This is a genomic window from Bacillus sp. N447-1 (assembly GCF_022701035.1).
Taxonomy (GTDB): domain Bacteria; phylum Bacillota; class Bacilli; order Bacillales; family Bacillaceae_G; genus Bacillus_A; species Bacillus_A cereus.
Window position 1 is genome coordinate 2,426,141 of sequence record NZ_CP065509.1, and the last position, 19,031, is coordinate 2,445,171.

A 19,031-nucleotide genomic window follows, 5' to 3' on the forward strand; every position below is an offset into this window, starting at 1 on the left:
GTAATCTCCTCAATTCCTCTTAGTTATTCTCTTTTTTCTCTTGTGTCCCGCAAATAATGGTTTCTAACTTCTCAAAGAGACGTAATAAATCTTCTCTTTCTTGCAACTCTAAATGTGAAAAGTATTTTGCAATATGCTCGTTGCGAGCTGTCATTGCCTCTTCTACTCTAGCTTTCCCCTTTTTCGTTAACTCGATGATGACAACACGACGGTCATCTTTGTCGTGATAGCGTTCTACAAGTTCTTGATCGATTAGACGATCAATCATCACTGTAATCGCGCTAGGCTTCACATACATCTTTTTTGCTAATGTTGTCGCTCTTGAAGCCCCATAATGATCTAAAATCTTTAAAATATAAAACTGCGGTGGTGTAAGTCCTGTTGCTTGCATTTGTTCTAATAACTCCGTCTGCATTTTCTTTCCAATCGAAAAGGCAAGAGCTTGAATTTTATCGATATGCGTCATATCATTTGGCATGTTATCCACCTCTTATTTAAACAATAAAATATTTAACGTATTTAAATATTAATCCCGCGAACAAAATCCGTCAATACTTTTATTCATAAAAACGTTTACATTTTTGTCACAAAGTTGTATAATTTTCGACGAAGTTAATATTGACAGTCACGGAGAAACGGAGTACACGGCTATGAATCATAAAAAAGGAAACTTTTTTATATTTCATGGCCTTTTTATATTCTCTGTCTTAAAACGCTTCGAATTAATTAGGGGAGGATTTTCATTTTATGTTTTTCACACAATTATTTAAACCTGCGCCCCACGCGGAACGCTTACCAGCTGATCGCGTTGATAGCGAATACCGTAAATTACGTTTACAAGTATTCTTAGGTATCTTCATCGGTTATGCAGGCTACTACTTTGTTCGAAAAAACTTTTCACTAGCAATGCCATACTTAATCGAGCAAGGCTTTAGTAAAGGGGAACTTGGGGTTATCCTTTCAGCAGTTTCTATTGCTTACGGATTAAGTAAATTTCTTATGGGTATCGTATCCGATCGTTGTAATCCTCGCTACTTTTTAGCAGCTGGGCTATTTTTATCAGGTATCATTAATATTATTTTCGGCTCATTTTCTTTCATTACAACGAGCATTATACTTATGTTTGTACTTCAGTTTTTAAATGGATGGGTACAAGGTATGGGATGGCCTCCTTGTGGTCGTACGATGGTTCACTGGTTCTCTATTAGCGAACGTGGTACAAAAATGTCTATTTGGAACGTCGCTCATAATGTTGGCGGAGCGCTTATGCCTTCCCTTGTAACATTAGGCTTATACTTCTTCGCAGATGACTGGAAAAGTATTTTTTACTTCCCAGGTATTCTTTCAATTTTAGTTGGTATTTATGTATTAATTACGATGAAAGATACACCTCAATCTTGTGGACTACCTTCTATTGAAGAACATACTGGGGAATATCCACCAGATGAAAAAGTAAAAGATCGCGAACGCGAACTTTCAGTAAAGGAAATTTTATTTAAATACGTATTAAACAATAAGTTTTTATGGTACATCGCTATTGCGAACGTTTTCGTATATTTCGTACGTTACGGCGTTGTAGACTGGGCTCCTACTTATTTAGTAGAAGAAAAAAGCTTTACTCATAGTAGCTCACGTACTGCTTACGCTCTATATGAATGGGCTGGTATTCCAGGTACACTTCTTTGCGGATGGATGAGTGATAAACTATTTAAAGGACGTCGTGCACCTGCTGGTATTCTATTTATGGTTGGTGTATTTATCGCAGTTCTTGTTTACTGGTTAAACCCTCCTGGTAATCCAATGGTTGATAGTATCGCACTTGTCGCAATTGGATTTTTAATTTACGGACCGGTTATGTTAATTGGTCTACACGCTCTAGATTTAGCACCAAAGAAAGCTGCTGGAACTGCAGCAGGCTTAACTGGATTCTTCGGTTACTTAGGCGGAGCAGCTTTCGCTAGTGCAGCTATGGGCTTTATCGTAGATGCATTCGGATGGGATGGCGGATTCATCTTATTACTTGCATCTTGCGTACTTGCAATGTTCTTCCTTGCTCTTACTTTAAATACAGGGTCAGTAAAATCAAAACAAGCTTAAATAATATATAACAAGCATAAAAATAGCTCTTAGCATTTACATACATGCTAAGAGCTATTTTTTATTTTCATTGCTGTTCCTACTAATGATAACAACCCATTCCTTCCCTACTATAAGATTAAAAGATTTGATGAAACACCTTTATTAAAACGGCTAACGTAACAGATGCAGCAAATCCCCCTAAACAAATAAGACTGACACCTTGACTATATGACAAATTTTGAAATGATTTCATTGCTTCCATCCTCCCTATCTCCCCTTTGATACTTTTATTTTACCAATGGGAAAAATTTCATAACATCGATTTCTCTAACAACTAACTTACAAATTTGTAAGTTAACATCTTTTCAACTTATATATCTAGTATTTCCACAGATAAGAGTCATTTATACATAAAAAAAGACCTCAGTTATACTAAGGTCTTCGTTACATTCTATTTCATTTTACAATCATCACTGGACATTTCACACGCTTTGCTATTTTATGACTTACACTTCCCAGCACCATTTCTTGCAGTGTATTGAGCCCTCTACTTCCAGCAATGACAAGATCTATATCTCCTGTATTCACATATTGAACAATTGTATCTCCAGGATCACCATGTAATATCGTAATTGTATAAGAAATGTTCTCTTTCTTTAATAAACCTTCAATCTCTTTTAATTTATCTTTTCGACTAGCTGATATTGTTTCTAAATCTGTTTGACCTTGTATAATATCTGATTTTGCCGTTCTATTATCTACTACGTACACAACTTCAACATTTGTTTCTTCGCTACATTTTGCAATATATGTTGCATGTTCCGCTGCTCGAAGTGCATGTTCAGAACCGTCACATGCTAATATAATTTGTTTGTACATATGCTGAATCCCCTTTTCGTTATCCTACTCGTATTATATAATAAAGCCCCCTAAAAAGGAGGCTTTTAACTAGCAATTCTTTTATTATAAGTAGCTAAATTTGCAACAAGTTTTGAGCTACGTTCATTTAATCCTGTTATACTTACTTTCACGCCACTTTGTTCATATTTCATAATAACTTTATCAATTGATGCCACTGCCGAATCATCCCATACGTGCGCATGAGTAAAGTTCATTTCGATTTCTTTTATATCTTCATCCAATGAAAAAGCATTTATAAAATCTGCTGTAGATGCAAAGAAGAGTTGACCGTGAATTTCGTATATTTTCTTATTTTCAATATATAAATGTTTCACGTGAATCTTTGCCATATTGAATGCAAATAAAACCGCACTAATTACTGTTCCGATAATTACACCTAATCCCAAATTATGAGTGATAAGAACGACCACGACTGTTACGATCATGACGAATGCGTTCCCTTTTGGCACTTTATGAATCGTTGCTACAGAGTTCCAATCAAACGTTCCGATTGAAACCATAATCATAACTGCAACTAAAGCTGCCATCGGAATATGAACGACATAATCTCCTAAAACGAATAGTAATACGATTAAAAATCCGCCCGCTACAAATGTTGACAGGCGACCTCGTCCACCTGATTTAATATTAATAACAGATTGACCGATCATTGCACAACCTGCCATTCCTCCGAAGAAACCAGCAACAATGTTTGCGATCCCTTGTCCGCGTGCCTCTTTATGCTTATTACTTTCCGTATGCGTCATATCATCTAAAACTGAAGCTGTTAATAATGATTCTAGTAAACCGATAATTGCAAGCATAACTGCATAAGGTAAAATAATCCCTAATGTCTCAAGTGTAAAAGGCACGTCAGGAATACTAAAGAACGGTAATTCTTTCGGCAGGCTTCCCATATCTCCTACTGTTTTCAACTGTAATCCGCTCATAAGTGCAATACTCGTCACAATAATAATTGAAATAAGCGTAGAAGGTACAGCCGTTGTAATACGTGGAAATAAATATATAATTGCAAGTCCTAATACAACGAGTGCATACATTTGCCAAGTTGCATTTTTAAAATGTGGCAATTGCGCTGTAAAAACTAAAATTCCAAGTGAATTTAAAAAACCACTCATAACAGATTTCGGAACAAACTTCATAAATGAGCTCAGTTTGAACACGCCAAAAATAACCTGGACAATACCTGTTAATATTGTTGTAGCAAATAAATATTGCAAACCATGATCTTTAACAAGCGTTACCATTAATAATGCCATTGCACCTGTTGCAGCTGAAATCATTCCAGTTCTTCCGCCAACAAATGAAATGGTAACTGCAATACAAAAGGCTGCGTATAGTCCAACTGTCGGATCCACGCCTGCAATAACAGAGAAGGCTATCGCTTCAGGGATTAACGCTAAAGCAACGACAATTCCTGATAACACGTCCCCTTTCACATTAGAAAACCAGTCATTTTTTATCGTTTGAAACAAAATATCACTCCTCTACTCCTTTATAATTTGATTTTCTCCATAAGAAAATCTAGCCGACTGCACGAAAGCTATTATATAACGAGTAGAAGATTTTTTGCTATGTAAAAGTTTCCTAAAGAAAAAGACACTACCTTAGTAGCATCTTTTCTCATTTCATTAATGTCCACCGTGTCCTTGACCACTTTCCTGAACAATTTCTAACCTCTCATCTAGTATTCCTTGTGTTTCAAATGAAATATCACTCGTATTTCCTAATAAGAAACCGTGATTATATGGTCCAAGTGTTGGATCATCTTTAAACTTCGGCTGAATGCTTGCAAGGAAGTCATACACTGGTTGTGAAGCATTACCTTCTTCTAATAATACAACAGGTGCATGTTTACCCATATGTGAAAAAGGTGCCCCAGCAACTGCTAAATCTGGTGTTTTACTTGAAACAAATGATAAACCGTGACCAGGTTTTGTGAATCCCCAGCCAAATTTTGTTTTTTCATCTTTAAACTTAGCGAACGCAATCGAGTTTTCTGTAGGGGTCTCTCCACTAATACGCGTTACTTTCCCGTATTTGCTTAGCTCTTTTTCTACTTCTTTTGAAACAATTTTTTCTGGCCCTAATACATATATATTTGCTTTATCTTTTCTCATTTTTAGTGCCTCTATTGTCGCTTCTGGCACTTTATTCTTTTCTGTATAGAGTAGTGGTTCCGGCATATGAGAAATCCAATTTACAGCGGGGGTTGTATATAAACGTCCTTCTTCTGCAGACGAACCGATAATAACACTATTTGGGTAGCTTCCTGTTATATCGGCATACTCCTTATCAACATCCTTCGCAAATATAGCTGGATCTGTTTCTTTTATTTGTTTTACTTTATAACCTTTTAATTGCTCAAGCGCGCTAGTACCTACATCCCCCATCACCATAATTTGTGTTCCATCTTTCGTTCCGATTGGATTTAATCGTTTTATTTCTTTTAACGTCATTTCCGGTATCTTTTCTTTTTCTATAAATAAAATCGGCCCGTTATTCGGATGATGAATAAGGTCTGCACTCGCAATACCTAATTGCCACTCGCTTGCTGGTACTAAAATAACAGCACCTGGCTGGTTCTCCTTATGAGTTGCTGGCCATATCGTTTGTGAAGTTAATACTGCCATTTGCAAAGGGTCGTTTGTGTTTAATCTCGTTACATTTTTTAAACTTGTCGTTAATAAATCATTAGATGCACCTTGGTTCATTTCTTTTGGCGCCGTTACCTCCTGATTCATTTTCATTTCCTTTTGCTCTGTTTTCTTCTCTTTTGTAGATTCATGGTTTTTATGGTCTGTATTCGTTTGTCCGCATGCAGCAAGACCAACTGCTGTAATTATTGTTATCCCAAAAATTCGGGTCATTTTTTTCACTATACCGCCTCCGTATTAATCATTTTTGAGCCAATATGATTACCTAAAATGTAATTTCAACTCCACAATAACAAGCAATTCTGAAGAAATTATGCAGACACATCATAATCTGCACCATTTCTTCATGATTTTGCATTACACTTTAAGTAACGATTATAAATATGGAGGGCTCTCTATGATTGATATACTGCTCGTAGACGATGAACCGAGAATGCTTGAATTATTAACGCTTTATCTTACACCAATTGGATATAACTGCGTATGTGCGACTTCAGGAGAAGAAGCTATTTTACATATAGAAAATCGAAACTTTAAATTTGTTTTACTCGATATTATGATGCCAAAGATGGACGGATGGGAAACGTGCAAAAAAATCCGATCTTTTAGTAACATTCCTATTATTATGGTTACAGCTCGTGATCAAACAGTAGATGTCGTTCAAGGATTAAAAATTGGAGCCGATGATTACGTAACGAAACCTTTCCATGAAGAAGAACTTTTCGCAAGAATTGAAGCCGTTTTAAGACGTACAAATGAACATAAACAAATCCAATATCACGGTATTGTATGGGATGAAACAAAACACTTCGTTTCTGTCCATAATGAAGAACTCCTTCTCACACCAATTGAATTTTCTTTACTCGGATTATTTTTACGCCATGTAAACTACGTATTAAACCGTGATCAGCTCATCGAACGAATTTGGGGGTTAAACACAAATACAGAAGATCGCACAGTCGATTCACATATTCGTAATTTACGTGATAAATTGCGAAAAGCAAATTTCCCTATTGATCATCATTTAAAAACCGTGTATGGAGTAGGTTATCGATGGATTGATACTGAACAGTAAGGGGCAAAACGATGAAACGAATTTCAATTCAATTCGGATTTTATTTTTTAATTGTTACACTTTTAATTGAAAGTGTTCTCTTTATTTTGCTCTATTATAGTCTTGTAAACACTAGAGTAAATGAAGAAATGACAGCTTTATTAAAGCGAGGAAATAGTCATCGAGATGTACTTGAAAAATATTACGATGAGCAAACCATCTCTCACGTAGCATTAATGGAATCTGAAGCTGAAACAACTGTCGTTATTACAAATGCAAATAAAGAAATACTAACTAAATCTAACGAAATAAACACGACTATAAACGATCATATTAGTAAAATGCAAACTCGAACAGACCATAATGGAGCGATTATAGAAAATCATTGGAAAACATCTAATTATATATGTACAGTTAGCCCCATTGTAGTAGATGGAAAACATGAAGGCTATGTGTACATGTTTCTTGGAACAGAATCAATTGAAAAGTTAGTTAATGGATTAACGAAACAATTCATTATTGCTGGTGCCATCACGTTTCTACTCACAGTCATCACAATTTTCCTATTATCTCGATTATTAACAAAACCATTGTTACACATGAAACATGCCACTGAAAAAATGAGTAAAGGTGATTTATCTGTTTCATTAACAACTACTCGAAATGATGAAATTGGTGAACTAGCATCATCTATTCAGACGCTCGCAAATGATCTACATTATATGAAAACAGAGCGAAGTGAATTTCTAGCAAGTGTTGCTCACGAATTACGAACACCGTTAACATACGTAAGAGGTTATGCTGACATTGCTTTAAAAGAAAGCACCCCTTCTGAACAACGTTTGCGATATTTATCAATTATAAAAGATGAGTCTGATTACATTACAAACTTAGTTCAAGATTTATTTTCACTTGCACAAATGGAACAACATAACTTTTCTATTCAAGTAAAGGAAGTGCATTTACACACCTTCCTTACGCGTATATGTGAAAAAGTAAACGCCATGTATAAAGAAAGGTACATTAAAGTTTCTTTCTCTTGTCCTCCTACACTGCTAGTAAACTTAGATGAACAACGATTCGAACAAGTTGTTGTGAATATTTTAAATAACGCTTATAGACATTCAAAAGAGCATTCTCATATAAACATTTCTATTACAGAAGAACATAAACGTATCTCCATTACAATTGAAGATGAAGGCGAAGGTATTCCGCTTGAAGACCTCCCTCACATTTTTGACCGCTTTTACCGTGTCGATAAAGCAAGAACACGATCTACAGGCGGAACTGGTTTAGGGCTATCTATCGTAAAAGAAATTGTAGAACTACACGGCGGAAATATTACTGTAACGAGCGAAGTCGATTACGGGTCTTGCTTTATAATTTCATTACCATCCATAAAAAAACACGACTATCATCAATAGTCGTGTTTTTTTATCACTTTACTTTATAATATAAATTTACAAATTGCCCAAAACGTTTCGTATCCATCAAAGTTAAATTAATTTCTGGGTTCTTGTCTTGAAATAACGGAACTCCAGAACCTAATATATGCGGTGTAATCGTAACAACATATTCATCAATTAGATTATTCTTAAAGAATTCTCTCAGTAGCTCTCCTCCACCAACCATCCATATTTTAGACCCTTCTTGTGCTTTTAACCTTTTTGTAAACTCCACTACATCTTCATTTACAAATTCCACGTTTCCGTCTGAACCTTTTTCTGAACGAGAAAAAACATAACATGCTTTATCTAAGTACGGGAATGTTTCCGTATGCTCTACTACATAATCGTACGTTTTCTTTCCCATAATTATTGTATCAATCGTTTCGTACATTTCTGTATAACCGTTATCTCCCTCTCCTTCCGTTTCCATTAACCACTCTAAATCATCATTTTCTTTCGCAATATATCCATCTAAGCTCGCCGCAATAAATAAAACTATTTCACGTGACATATCTTTTCCTCCTTGTATCTCATCTTGATAACATATGATGTAAACAATATACTAACAATAAAACATGACAATTTATGTCACGTTAAAAAGAAAAGGTGATACATTTGTCAAAAGCTAAACGCTTATTAGATATTCTTATATTTGCTTCTGCCAAAAAGACATTTACAGCGCAAGAAATAGCTGATGAATTTAATATCTCCGTTCGTACTGTCCATAGATACATTTTAGATTTAAGTGATATGGGGTTGCCCATTTACGCAGAACAAGGTCGTAACGGCGGCTATAAAGTATTAACGAATAGAGTAATTCCGCCTATTTTATTTACGGAAGAAGAAGCAGTCTCTATCTTTTTTGCTTTTCAATCTTTAAGTTACTATCGCGACTTACCTTTTAACACAGAAATCAATTCCGTTACACATAAACTGTATAGCTCCCTACAACATGATGCGAAAGTGAAAGTTGATAAAATACGTTCTTATATCGCCTTTTGGAATCCGAAGAGAACAATTGAGACCCCACTTTTAAACGAAGTGTTAACAGCGGCTATTGAAAATAAAAATTTACACTTTCAATACGAATCTAAATCAGGGATAAAAACAAAACATGTTCATCCGATTGGTGTATATGCTCACGACGGGTTATGGTACTTACCGTCCTATGACTTCGGTAGAAAAAAAGTATTACTGTATCGCGTTGATCGTATTCTCTCAATATTATCGATGGAAGAAAATACAGATACATTCATGAATTTAGAAGAGTGGTTTGCCTCTAACTCTAACGTAGTACACAATCCTACTCAGTTACATGTTTTACTGACAACAGAAGGCGTACGCCAATGTAAAAGCGTTCCTTATCTTGAGGAATTCGTTATAGTAAACGAGGATGGGACAGGATATATACACTCAACAATTGATAAAGGTGAGATTAACTTTATTACTCCTTTATTTTATAGACTTGGAAAAGATGCAAAAGTTTTAGAACCGAAAGAATTGATAGATGGTTTACGTATACGTGCGAAAGAAATTTTACATATGTATGAAGACGAAAAAAGCTGCTAGATGTAAGCAGCTTTTTAGTCTCTTTGTTACTATTGACGAATATCAATCCACCAACGATATTCCGCATTCATATTTTCAGTGCCACCATTCCCTCTGTAATGGAAAGCATCCAAAAAGATTGAATCTAGTTTATCCTCATCTACAAAATAACCTAAGTTAACCTTCACCGTTTGTCCTGGTGTGATACTGCCAATATTATAAAAGCTTTTCCCTTCTCCGTGAGGTTCCAAGTAATCAACTTCACCCGTCATAATACGCGTTGCGTCCATTCCCTCTTCTTTAGCGTAGTTCCATGCATTCCCTTCAAATTTAAGCTGTTTTATGGATGGATGCATATAGATTTCTTCTGTCGACTTTTTACCAATATTTTTCACTGTTGTTGTTAAATAGACAAATTTAACATTAACTAATTTCGAATCTACTAATGTATCAATTGAATCTTTACCATTCCCTAATTTATATTCATCTCGTCTGTACGATAGTAATTTTCCCATCTGATCTAAAGCCTTATTCTTGCTTAATATCTCTAGGCCAAGTTCATTAAAATTCTCTTGTTTAAAATCTTTAATTGAATCAAAGACTTCAACTTTTTCTATCACATATTCAATTTGGCTGTTATCCATAGATATCGTTACTGGAACCTTTTGTCCTATATGAAATAGTCGTTTACTATCTTTTTTCAATGGAATCACCTTATTTTCTTTCGGTTCAGCTGCTTTGGTAAAGCGATTTTCATCATAATCTGCTATATATGATGCCTTTTCTTTTGACGTAGGCTCAAGTGAAATACTTCCTAACACATCTATCATTTGTTCTTCGTTTACATCGGATCCAATATAACTTTCTAACATAATCCCTTCTTTCTCAAAAAAGAGAAAGACCTTTCTGTCAAACATTACGTTGTTGTTTCCAGTTTCTTTATGGACAATTACTGCTTTCCTGCCATTTATCTCTTTTTCTTCATAACTTTTTGAATATAAAGTTTGAAAATCCGCATTTTCTCCCACTCTCGAAAGAACAAATGAAAACCCGCCCGTTGCGTCGTTATCTTTAAATGAATATTTCATAGCACTATCATCAATTGCTTCCATATTTTCTGGCAATTTACCAATCTTCAACTTATACCACTGATCACTCTTTTTCGAATCCTTATTTGTTAAGGAAACATTTACTTCGTAATTTTGTTTTTGAACAATCATATTATAGACTTTTACTGTACCAAAAACAGTTGTTGGCATACCAATTAATAAACAGGCAGCAGCGATTAACATACGATGTCTTTTACGCTTTTTCTGTGGTCGCTCGCCTCTCAGCTTCATTTCTTCCATAAACAATTTCTTTTTGCGCGTATATGTATGTGAAAATTCATGTTGTTCTTCGAGTTTATCAAAATCATCTAAAGCAATTTTTTCAGCAAGTTCATATATTTCTTTGGAGTTCTTTGAATTCGTCATGTTGTATACCTCCTATCATATTTTGGACTCGTTTTCGAGCACGCTCAAACTGCTTGCGGACATTGGCCTCCGTTATCCCCATGACACTTGAAATTTCTTGATACGTTAAGTTATAGAAGACTTTGTACTTAAACACCTGTCTGTTAGATTCATTTAACTCTTTTAGCAATGTATCAATTTGAACCTCAGACATTTTACGTTTTTCCCACTCTTCAATATTTTCATCTACTGCTTCTATTGATTCTCTTTCATATTCTTCTAAAAATGTTTCATGTCGTTTATTTTTCCGGTAACTATCAATCGCCTTGTTTTTCGCGATCCTCAAAATATAGCGTTTAAGCTCTTCAGTGCTCAAGCTATGGAGCTTTTCCAAGTTCTTATAAAGAGTAATAAACGTCTCTTGAACCGCATCTTCAGCCTGTTGAATATTATTTAAAATAGAATAAGCTACATAATAAATTTTTTGTTCATACAACTCATATAGCTCTTCCATCTTTTCATAATCTTTGTTTGTAACTTTCATATAATTCCTCCTCTCACTCTATATAACGAATGAGCACTGTAACTTTGTGACACTGCAAAATCTTTTTATAGATAAAATTTAATAATAGAATAAGCAAAAAGCCCAATTTCTCTATTTTAACTAAGAAATCGGGCTTTTGTTTATTCGAATTTTCCTGACTGTTTCATAAAGAACATTCCTCTTATGCCTTTTCAGTCAGCAACACTTGCTCTATCTCTTCTTTTAACAACGTCTTTATTTCTTCCAAATTATGATTCTTCTTTTCTCCCGATTGTACCGTATAAAACTCAGCAAATGAACGCTCTTTATATCTCGGTACAACATGCATATGATAGTGCGTAAGTTCATTAAAGATTCCACCATTTTGACAAATCGTAATTCCGTCAGGTTTATATAATACCTTAATCGCTTTTGCAATCAGCTTAGAAGCATCCATAATGGATTTTGCTACAACATCATCTAATTCGTCTACTTCTACAACATGTTGCTTTGGCACAATTAAAGTATGTCCTGTATAGAAAGGTTCATGATCTAAAAAACATGTTACATAGTCATCTTCATATATTTTATATATTTTTCCCTCTTCATTTGCTAATTTACAACCTAAACATTCCATCATACTTTCTCCCTTTATTAAAAACATAAAAACGTGAGAGCCGTATTCTCACGTTTTTATGTTTCATTTTATTAGTTCAATTGTTTCCGTAACCTTTATACTATCTTTTACAGATTGAACAATCGTACAATTTTTCACTGCAAGTTGCAGCGCCTTGTCCAGCTGCTCTTCTGTAATGTTTTCTGCTTTAATTTTATAGTGCAAATGAACACTTTCAACTGGCTTCGATAAAGCTTCACTTCTACCAATTTCAGTTTCAATTGTAAACGTATCATATGTAATACGTTTCTTTTCTAAAATTGTTCGAAAGACAATTGCACTACATCCTGCGATAGAAGAAATGAGTAATTGTAACGGTGAATACCCGTTTTCTTTTCCAATCGCTAATTGACCATACGATAAATCTGCTTCTATATCATCGTGTTTGATTGTTAGTTTCATTTGTTTTTTCCATCTCCACTTTCATCGGTTTCTGCCGTTTCTTACTAATATAATAATATATATAGCAGAAAATGATAAATGGAATACCACAGTATAACGCCATTCTTTGTTCAGGAATAAACGCTAAACTAATAACAACAATGCTATTTGTAATTAAGGCTAAAATCGGGACAATTGGGTATAGTGGTGTTCTATACTTTAAGTCCTCTAACTTTCCTCCGCCTTTTATATACTGACTTCTAAAGCGAAGTTGCGATAGAGCAATAATGATCCAACTTGAAACAGCCGATAAACCAGCTATCGATAATAAATACATGTATACTGTATCTTCTGCAAGGAAACTTGTGAATAGAGATAATCCAGCTACCGCAATCGTTACGACTAGCGCTGTAATTGGAATACCACGCTTATTTACTTTCTGGAAGGAAGTTGGTGCCATTCCCTCATTTGCAAGTGACCATAGTATACGCGTCGCTGCATATAATCCAGAGTTCGCTACAGATAATAACGCAGTAATAATAACGAAGTTCATAATATCAGCTGCGTATGGAATACCAATTTTATCAAATACGACTACGAATGGACTTTCAATTACGCCTGCTTCTTTCCAAGAAATTAATCCTACTAAAATCGTCATTGTTAAAATGAAGAATAACATAATGCGCCATACTGTATTACGAATCGCACGTGGAATTGTTTTTTCTGGATCTTCACTTTCTCCCGCTGCAATTCCGATTAACTCTGTTCCTTGGAACGAGAAGTTAACTGTAATCATTGTAAGTAATACGGCAGCTAGTCCATTCGGGAAAAGTCCACCATCGCTTACAAAGTTAGAGAAAAGAGGTGCTGCTTCTTTTCCGTCATATGATATAAATCCTAATAATGCACTACCACCAAGCACAACAAATGCAAGAATTGTAATTACTTTAATACTAGAGAACCAAAATTCTAATTCAGCATAACTTTTCGCCGAAATTGCGTTTGAAGCATATAAAATAACGCCGAATACAAGGCACCATACCCAAACATCAACATTTGGAAACCATCTTTTCATCATTAAACCGATTGACGTTAATTCTAGACCCACTGTTACTGCCCAGCCGAGCCAGTATAACCAGCCAATCATAAAGCCCGTTCCTGGTCCAATAAACTTCGTCGCATACTTTTGGAAAGATCCTGAAACCGGCATCGCTACCGTTAACTCTCCAAGACAAAGCATTGTTAAATACATAATAAATCCGCCTACTAAATATGAAAGGATGGCTCCCCCTGGTCCAGCCTGATTAATGGTGTAACCTGAACCTAAGAAGAAACCAGTTCCGATTACACCACCAAGTGCGATCATAAATAAATGTCTACTCTTCATCGTACGATGTAATTTCTCATTCGTTGGTTGCTGCATCTAAATCCTCCCCCTACCATACCCCTATATCCTGTTAAAATTTTCTGATAATAAAAATATACACGAAAGCGATTACATTTTCTATATAAAATTAAAACTTTTCTGATAAAACAATATAAAAATCGAATTATTGCAAGATTTAGATTCTATTTAGAGGAAAATAAGGAGAAACAAGGAAAAAACCCTTACATATATTGTAAGAGTCAACGGAGTTCTAATCTTCTCGATAAAATTGATAAACTATAATTTACGATAAAGTACATACAAGCTACTACTATAAACGTCGGAATCATGTAATTCACATTTTGCCCGCTAATAATTTGAGCATTATGCATAAGCTCAGGGAGTGATATAACAACCGCTAGCGACGTATCCTTCAGCAATGAAATAAATTGACTGACAAGCGGCGGAACCATTCTCCTTAATGCTTGTGGCAAAATAATATGCCAAAGCGCTTGAACATACGTTAATCCCGAAGATCTTGCAGCTTCAACCTGCCCTTTTTCAATAGACAATAGACCACTTCTAACAATTTCAGATATCATTGCTGCCTCAAATATTGTTAAAGCAACAATTGCAGCTGTTATAATTTCTAATTTCAAGCCTGCTTCTGGAAGTGCAAAATACGTGAAAAATATAATTAACAGTAGTGGTAAGTTTCGAATCACTTCAACTATAACTCCTAATACTTGTGAGACGACAGGTATTTTCGTGTAGCGCAATATACCGATTACACTTCCAATAATAAAACTAAGTACAATTGCTATGAGCGCTACCTCTAATGTTATAAGTAATCCTTTTAATAAAAATAGAATATGATCTCCTGTAATTGCTCCCTTGAAATCCATTTACACCGCCTCCTTTGCTAAGCGTTTTTCTAAATAACGCACTAGCATACTGAGCGGAATTGTTAATATTAAATAAAACATTCCGACAAATATATAGACATCGAACGTAACAAATGTCTTCGTTGAAATTAAATCTCCTTGATACATTAAATCCATACCAGCGATAATTCCGAGTATGGAAGAGTTTTTTACTAAATTGAGAAATTGATTTCCTAAAGGAGGGATTACGATTTTCATCGCCTGGGGTAAAACAATATAATACATTCCCTGTACATACGTTAATCCTGAGGAACGTGCTGCTTCCATTTGACCTTTTGCAACGGATAAAATACCAGCGCGAATTACTTCTGCAATAAAAGCTGCCGTATATACCGTAAGCGTAACTGTTCCTGCTACAAAACCATTTAAAGTAATTCCTATTACAGGTAAAGCAAAATAGAATATAAATGCAATTAATACAAGTGGAATATTTCTTACAAACTCCACAAAAGCTGATCCTATCCAATTTAAAATGCGAATAGGTGCAATACGCATTACTGCCAAAATTACTCCTAAAATAAAACTACCTATCAATGCAATTACACTAGACATAACTGTATATTTAAACCCTTCTAAATACATATCAATGTTATTCGTTAATATAGAAAAATCAGGCACATATTCTCCCCTCTTTCTTTACAAGAAGAGGATGAGCATCCCTCATCCTCTCACTCTTACTCTTCAATAGGAATAAAGCCCCACTAATTAAAGTTTCACTTTACTTCTCTTGTTTTTGCCCAATCCATTTCTCATACAATTTATCGTATTCTCCATTCGCTTTCATATCTTTTAGCAAGCTATTAATCTCTTTCGTTAAATCATCTGCACCTTTTTGCACTGCGATTCCGTACGGCTCATCCGTAAAAATTTTCCCTACAACTTCATAATTTGAATCTTGTTTTGCCATGCCGTAAAGAATTGCATTATCTGTCGTTAAAACATCACCTTTTCCTGCTTTTAACGCCGTAAATGCCTCACTGTAATTTTCAAATTCTAATACAGTCGCTTCCGGTGACTTTTGACGAATATTATTTGTCGATGTTGAACCTTTTACGGCTAACACCTTCACACCCTTTTTCACATCATCAATACTTTTAATTTCGCTCCCTTTTTTCACGAGTAACGATTGCCCTGCTTTAAAATATACATCTGAAAAATCGACCTCTTTTTTACGTTCTTCCGTAATTGTCATTGTTGCGATAATTGCATCAATGTCACCATTTTTCAGTAGTGGAATACGCGTTTTAGACGTTACTTCTTTTAATTCTAGTTTCTTTTCATCTCCGAGAATTTTTTTGGCAAGCGCCTTTGCAACATCAACATCAAATCCTTCTACCTGCCCTGTGGAAGGGTTTTTCAATCCAAATAAGTTCGTATCATTCTTCACCCCAACTACTAGTTTCCCGCGCTTCTTAATTTGCTCAACGGCCCCGCCTTGCTTCGTATTCGTTTCTTTCGCCTCATCTTTTTTACTTCCGCATCCAGCAACAACAAGCACGAATAAACATGAAAATACGATTAAAGTAAATAACTTTTTCATTTTAAGCATGAAATTCCTCCTCTAATGATTTAGTACCCGACTTAAAAATAAACGGGCTCTTTCTTGTTCAGGGTTTGCAAAAAAGTTCGCCGGTGTTGTATCTTCAATAATTTGGCCATCATCCATAAATAAGATCCTATCTGCTACCTCTCTAGCAAATCCCATTTCATGCGTGACAACGACCATCGTCATCCCTTCTTTAGCTAGCGTTTTCATAACATCAAGTACTTCCCCGATCATCTCTGGATCAAGAGCAGACGTAGGCTCATCGAATAGCATAATTTCCGGCTGCATCGCAAGTCCTCTAGCAATTGCCACCCGTTGCTGTTGTCCACCAGATAATTGATGTGGATATACACTGGCCTTTTCAGGGATTCCTACTTTCTCTAAATAAAACATCGCCGTTTTCTCAGCTTCCTCTTTTGAAATTTTATTTACTTTAATAGGTGCTAGTGTAATATTTTGAAGAACAGTTTTATGTGGATATAAATAAAAATGTTGAAAGACCATTCCAATATTTCGCCGCAAGTCATTCATGTCCGTTTTTTTATTGTGTACCTCTGTATTTTGTACAATTAATTCTCCATCTGTAATTGCCTCTAATTGATTTATACATCGAAGCAATGTACTTTTTCCTGATCCTGAAGGCCCGACAACTACTACTACTTCACCTTTTTTCACTTGCACATTAATATTTTTCAAAACTTGAAAGTTACCATAATATTTATTTACATTACGAAATTCTATCAACATACTCCCCCTTCCCCTAACAATGCATGTACATTCTTTTTATATTCAAAAATAGTCCCAAAAATAACTTTTAGCTTCAATTTGTCCATAAAAAAAGCAAAGGGTTTCCCCTTTGCTTCTTCATTTTTATTCGATTAAGATACTTCTTCTTTCTTATCTTTCCCGTATTCATGCTCCCAAAAATCAGCATTTTTAATTCCTAATGGCCCTGGATCGAATACTGGATCTTTTCCTTCTTTTTTCTGTTTTTCATAATCCTTTAATGCGACTAATGCAGGTTTTTGTAACAATAAAATCGCAATGATATTTACCCATGCCATAATTCCTACCCCAATGTCGCCTAAAGCCCAAGCCGTTGCTGCTGTTTTTATACAACCGTAGAATACAGCTCCTAAAAATACAAATTTTAATACCATAGACATCCAAGGACGGTCTTTATCACGATTTAAGTACGCGATATTCGTTTCTGCAATGTAGTAATACGCCATAATTGTTGTAAACGCGAAGAATAATAACGAGATTGCAACGAAACCATTTCCAAATCCAGGGAAAACAGATTCTACCGCCGCCTGTGTATATCCTGGTCCTGGCTGAGCGCCGTTTAGTTTATTAACGATAAAGTTTTTTCCGCTTGCATCAAATACGTTATACATGCCTGTAATAATCATCATAAATGCTGTTGCTGAACAAACAAATAATGTATCAATGTAAACGGAAAATGCTTGTACTAACCCTTGCTTAGCTGGATGTGATACTTCGGCTGCAGCTGCTGCGTGTGGTCCAGTCCCTTGTCCTGCTTCATTGGAATAAATACCACGTTTTACCCCCCAAGAGATTGCTAAACCGATAATACCACCGAAAGCAGCTTCTAATGCAAATGCACTTCTTATAATTAACATAAATGCTTCTGGCAATTTTTCAATATTCATAGCAACAATGACGCAAGCTACTAAAATATAGCCTATTGCCATAAACGGTACGACAACTTGCGCTACGTTAACAATTCGCTTTACTCCACCGAAAATGATAAGAGCTAATACGACAACTAATATAGCCCCTGATACGGTAGTATTAATACCAAAAGCAGTTTCTAAACTTACAGCAATACTATTTGCTTGTACACCTGGTAGTAAAAGTCCTGTTGCAAGAATTGTCGCTGCAACGAATACTAAAGCATACCATTTAACTCCTAGACCTTTTTCGATGTAATAAGCAGGTCCACCACGAAACTGCCCTTGATGTTTCGTCTTATATATTTGCGCGAGTGTTGATTCTACATAAGCTGATCCTGCACCTAAAAAGGCTACTGCCCACATCCAAAATACAGCTCCTGGTCCACCGAATGCAACCGCTGTCGCTACCCCAGCGATATTTCCTGTTCCAACACGTCCTGATAACGAAAGTGCTAACGCTTGGAATGAAGAAACACCAGCTTCTGATTTTTCTCCTTGAAATGTCAGCTTCACCATTTCTCCTACATGTCTTACTTGTAAAAACTTCGTTCGAATAGAAAAATATAAACCTACTCCTAAACATAAATAAACAAGTGCTGGACTCCAAACAATATTATTTAACCAATTTACGAAAGCTTCCAACATTCCCCCTCCTCTTTTATAAAGAATATTCAGAATATATATAAAATTATAAGTGTATACCGAATCTAGGACAATATTATTTTAATAAAATAAAC

General features: G+C 35.4%; 20 protein-coding genes. 4 read left to right on the forward strand and 16 right to left on the reverse strand.

Translation table 11 applies throughout. The features are described from left to right. Positions 1–19: 19 nt before the first annotated feature. Positions 20–478, reverse strand: coding sequence for a MarR family winged helix-turn-helix transcriptional regulator (locus IQ781_RS12300; RefSeq protein ID WP_001132365.1), 459 nt, complete (start codon positions 476–478; stop codon positions 20–22). Between the two features lie 269 nt (positions 479–747). Here IQ781_RS12300 and glpT point away from each other — a divergent pair, with 269 nt between their 5' ends. Then, a complete protein-coding gene (gene glpT, locus IQ781_RS12305; RefSeq protein ID WP_000466385.1) occupies positions 748–2,097 on the forward strand; it encodes a glycerol-3-phosphate transporter in 1,350 nt (449 codons plus the stop codon). A 118-nt stretch (positions 2,098–2,215) separates the two neighbouring features. On the opposite strand, the gene IQ781_RS12310 is transcribed toward glpT, so the two are convergent. From IQ781_RS12310 to IQ781_RS12325, 4 genes are all read right to left on the reverse strand, one after another. Beyond that, positions 2,216–2,332, reverse strand: a complete 117-nt coding sequence (locus IQ781_RS12310) for a DUF4027 family protein (RefSeq protein ID WP_000834733.1) — start codon at positions 2,330–2,332, stop codon at positions 2,216–2,218. 203 nt (positions 2,333–2,535) lie between these two features. After that, positions 2,536–2,958, reverse strand: coding sequence for a universal stress protein (locus IQ781_RS12315; protein WP_000277999.1), 423 nt, complete (start codon positions 2,956–2,958; stop codon positions 2,536–2,538). A gap of 65 nt (positions 2,959–3,023) precedes the next feature. Then, positions 3,024–4,475, reverse strand: coding sequence for a SulP family inorganic anion transporter (locus tag IQ781_RS12320; RefSeq protein ID WP_063220866.1), 1,452 nt, complete (start codon positions 4,473–4,475; stop codon positions 3,024–3,026). Positions 4,476–4,631: 156 nt separating this feature from the next. Then, the gene (locus IQ781_RS12325; protein WP_063220867.1) at positions 4,632–5,879 is read right to left on the reverse strand and encodes an ArsR family transcriptional regulator; all 1,248 of its coding nucleotides are present in this window, start codon (positions 5,877–5,879) and stop codon (positions 4,632–4,634) included. Positions 5,880–6,054: 175 nt separating this feature from the next. Between IQ781_RS12325 and IQ781_RS12330 the strand changes: the two genes are divergently transcribed. Continuing rightward, positions 6,055–6,732 carry a response regulator transcription factor gene (locus IQ781_RS12330; RefSeq protein ID WP_000565475.1) on the forward strand — a complete coding sequence of 226 codons (678 nt, stop codon included), beginning with the start codon at positions 6,055–6,057 and terminating at the stop codon, positions 6,730–6,732. Positions 6,733–6,743: 11 nt separating this feature from the next. Beyond that, positions 6,744–8,135, forward strand: a complete 1,392-nt coding sequence (locus IQ781_RS12335) for a sensor histidine kinase (RefSeq protein ID WP_139847072.1) — start codon at positions 6,744–6,746, stop codon at positions 8,133–8,135. A gap of 13 nt (positions 8,136–8,148) precedes the next feature. On the opposite strand, the gene IQ781_RS12340 is transcribed toward IQ781_RS12335, so the two are convergent. After that, entirely contained in the window at positions 8,149–8,670 is a 522-nt protein-coding gene (locus IQ781_RS12340) for a dihydrofolate reductase family protein (RefSeq protein ID WP_000085780.1), read from the reverse strand. 95 nt (positions 8,671–8,765) lie between these two features. On the opposite strand from IQ781_RS12340, the gene IQ781_RS12345 reads away from it, so the two are divergent. Beyond that, positions 8,766–9,728 (forward strand): helix-turn-helix transcriptional regulator, encoded by a 963-nt coding sequence (locus IQ781_RS12345; protein ID WP_139847073.1) that lies wholly within the window; start codon positions 8,766–8,768, stop codon positions 9,726–9,728. A gap of 29 nt (positions 9,729–9,757) precedes the next feature. Here the strand turns inward: IQ781_RS12345 and IQ781_RS12350 are convergent, their stop codons facing one another. From IQ781_RS12350 to IQ781_RS12395, 10 genes are all read right to left on the reverse strand, one after another. Further along, positions 9,758–11,182, reverse strand: a complete 1,425-nt coding sequence (locus IQ781_RS12350; protein ID WP_139847074.1) for a DUF4367 domain-containing protein — start codon at positions 11,180–11,182, stop codon at positions 9,758–9,760. Beyond that, positions 11,148–11,705: an RNA polymerase sigma factor gene (locus IQ781_RS12355; protein WP_000869256.1), complete on the reverse strand. Its 558-nt coding sequence runs from the start codon at positions 11,703–11,705 to the stop codon at positions 11,148–11,150. The genes IQ781_RS12350 and IQ781_RS12355 overlap by 35 nt, the downstream gene beginning before the upstream one ends. A gap of 181 nt (positions 11,706–11,886) precedes the next feature. Next, positions 11,887–12,348 (reverse strand): HIT family protein, encoded by a 462-nt coding sequence (locus IQ781_RS12360; RefSeq protein ID WP_180358747.1) that lies wholly within the window; start codon positions 12,346–12,348, stop codon positions 11,887–11,889. Between the two features lie 36 nt (positions 12,349–12,384). Further along, the gene (locus tag IQ781_RS12365) at positions 12,385–12,762 is read right to left on the reverse strand and encodes an OsmC family protein (protein ID WP_000778831.1); all 378 of its coding nucleotides are present in this window, start codon (positions 12,760–12,762) and stop codon (positions 12,385–12,387) included. Further along, complete coding sequence (locus IQ781_RS12370; protein WP_139847076.1) at positions 12,737–14,164, reverse strand: amino acid permease; 1,428 nt, start codon at positions 14,162–14,164, stop codon at positions 12,737–12,739. The genes IQ781_RS12365 and IQ781_RS12370 overlap by 26 nt, the downstream gene beginning before the upstream one ends. 203 nt (positions 14,165–14,367) lie before the next feature. After that, complete coding sequence (locus IQ781_RS12375) at positions 14,368–15,012, reverse strand: amino acid ABC transporter permease (RefSeq protein ID WP_000345960.1); 645 nt, start codon at positions 15,010–15,012, stop codon at positions 14,368–14,370. Then, the gene (locus IQ781_RS12380) at positions 15,013–15,669 is read right to left on the reverse strand and encodes an amino acid ABC transporter permease (protein ID WP_001112671.1); all 657 of its coding nucleotides are present in this window, start codon (positions 15,667–15,669) and stop codon (positions 15,013–15,015) included. It lies immediately after the preceding gene. 100 nt (positions 15,670–15,769) lie between these two features. Beyond that, complete coding sequence (glnH, locus tag IQ781_RS12385; protein WP_000916485.1) at positions 15,770–16,600, reverse strand: glutamine ABC transporter substrate-binding protein GlnH; 831 nt, start codon at positions 16,598–16,600, stop codon at positions 15,770–15,772. Between the two features lie 12 nt (positions 16,601–16,612). After that, entirely contained in the window at positions 16,613–17,341 is a 729-nt protein-coding gene (locus tag IQ781_RS12390; RefSeq protein ID WP_016125464.1) for an amino acid ABC transporter ATP-binding protein, read from the reverse strand. Between the two features lie 134 nt (positions 17,342–17,475). After that, positions 17,476–18,936 carry an alanine/glycine:cation symporter family protein gene (locus IQ781_RS12395; RefSeq protein ID WP_000387160.1) on the reverse strand — a complete coding sequence of 487 codons (1,461 nt, stop codon included), beginning with the start codon at positions 18,934–18,936 and terminating at the stop codon, positions 17,476–17,478. Positions 18,937–19,031: the final 95 nt, after the last annotated feature.

Coding starts and splice junctions, on each gene's coding strand:
- IQ781_RS12300 (WP_001132365.1), bottom strand. CDS start 478: ATGCCAAATGATATGACGCATATCGATAAAATTCAAGCTCTTGCCTTT.
- glpT (WP_000466385.1), top strand. CDS start 748: ATGTTTTTCACACAATTATTTAAACCTGCGCCCCACGCGGAACGCTTA.
- IQ781_RS12310 (WP_000834733.1), bottom strand. CDS start 2,332: ATGAAATCATTTCAAAATTTGTCATATAGTCAAGGTGTCAGTCTTATT.
- IQ781_RS12315 (WP_000277999.1), bottom strand. CDS start 2,958: ATGTACAAACAAATTATATTAGCATGTGACGGTTCTGAACATGCACTT.
- IQ781_RS12330 (WP_000565475.1), top strand. CDS start 6,055: ATGATTGATATACTGCTCGTAGACGATGAACCGAGAATGCTTGAATTA.
- IQ781_RS12335 (WP_139847072.1), top strand. CDS start 6,744: ATGAAACGAATTTCAATTCAATTCGGATTTTATTTTTTAATTGTTACA.
- IQ781_RS12340 (WP_000085780.1), bottom strand. CDS start 8,670: ATGTCACGTGAAATAGTTTTATTTATTGCGGCGAGCTTAGATGGATAT.
- IQ781_RS12350 (WP_139847074.1), bottom strand. CDS start 11,182: ATGACGAATTCAAAGAACTCCAAAGAAATATATGAACTTGCTGAAAAA.
- IQ781_RS12355 (WP_000869256.1), bottom strand. CDS start 11,705: ATGAAAGTTACAAACAAAGATTATGAAAAGATGGAAGAGCTATATGAG.
- IQ781_RS12360 (WP_180358747.1), bottom strand. CDS start 12,348: ATGTTTTTAATAAAGGGAGAAAGTATGATGGAATGTTTAGGTTGTAAA.
- IQ781_RS12365 (WP_000778831.1), bottom strand. CDS start 12,762: ATGAAACTAACAATCAAACACGATGATATAGAAGCAGATTTATCGTAT.
- IQ781_RS12370 (WP_139847076.1), bottom strand. CDS start 14,164: ATGCAGCAACCAACGAATGAGAAATTACATCGTACGATGAAGAGTAGA.
- IQ781_RS12375 (WP_000345960.1), bottom strand. CDS start 15,012: ATGGATTTCAAGGGAGCAATTACAGGAGATCATATTCTATTTTTATTA.
- glnH (WP_000916485.1), bottom strand. CDS start 16,600: ATGCTTAAAATGAAAAAGTTATTTACTTTAATCGTATTTTCATGTTTA.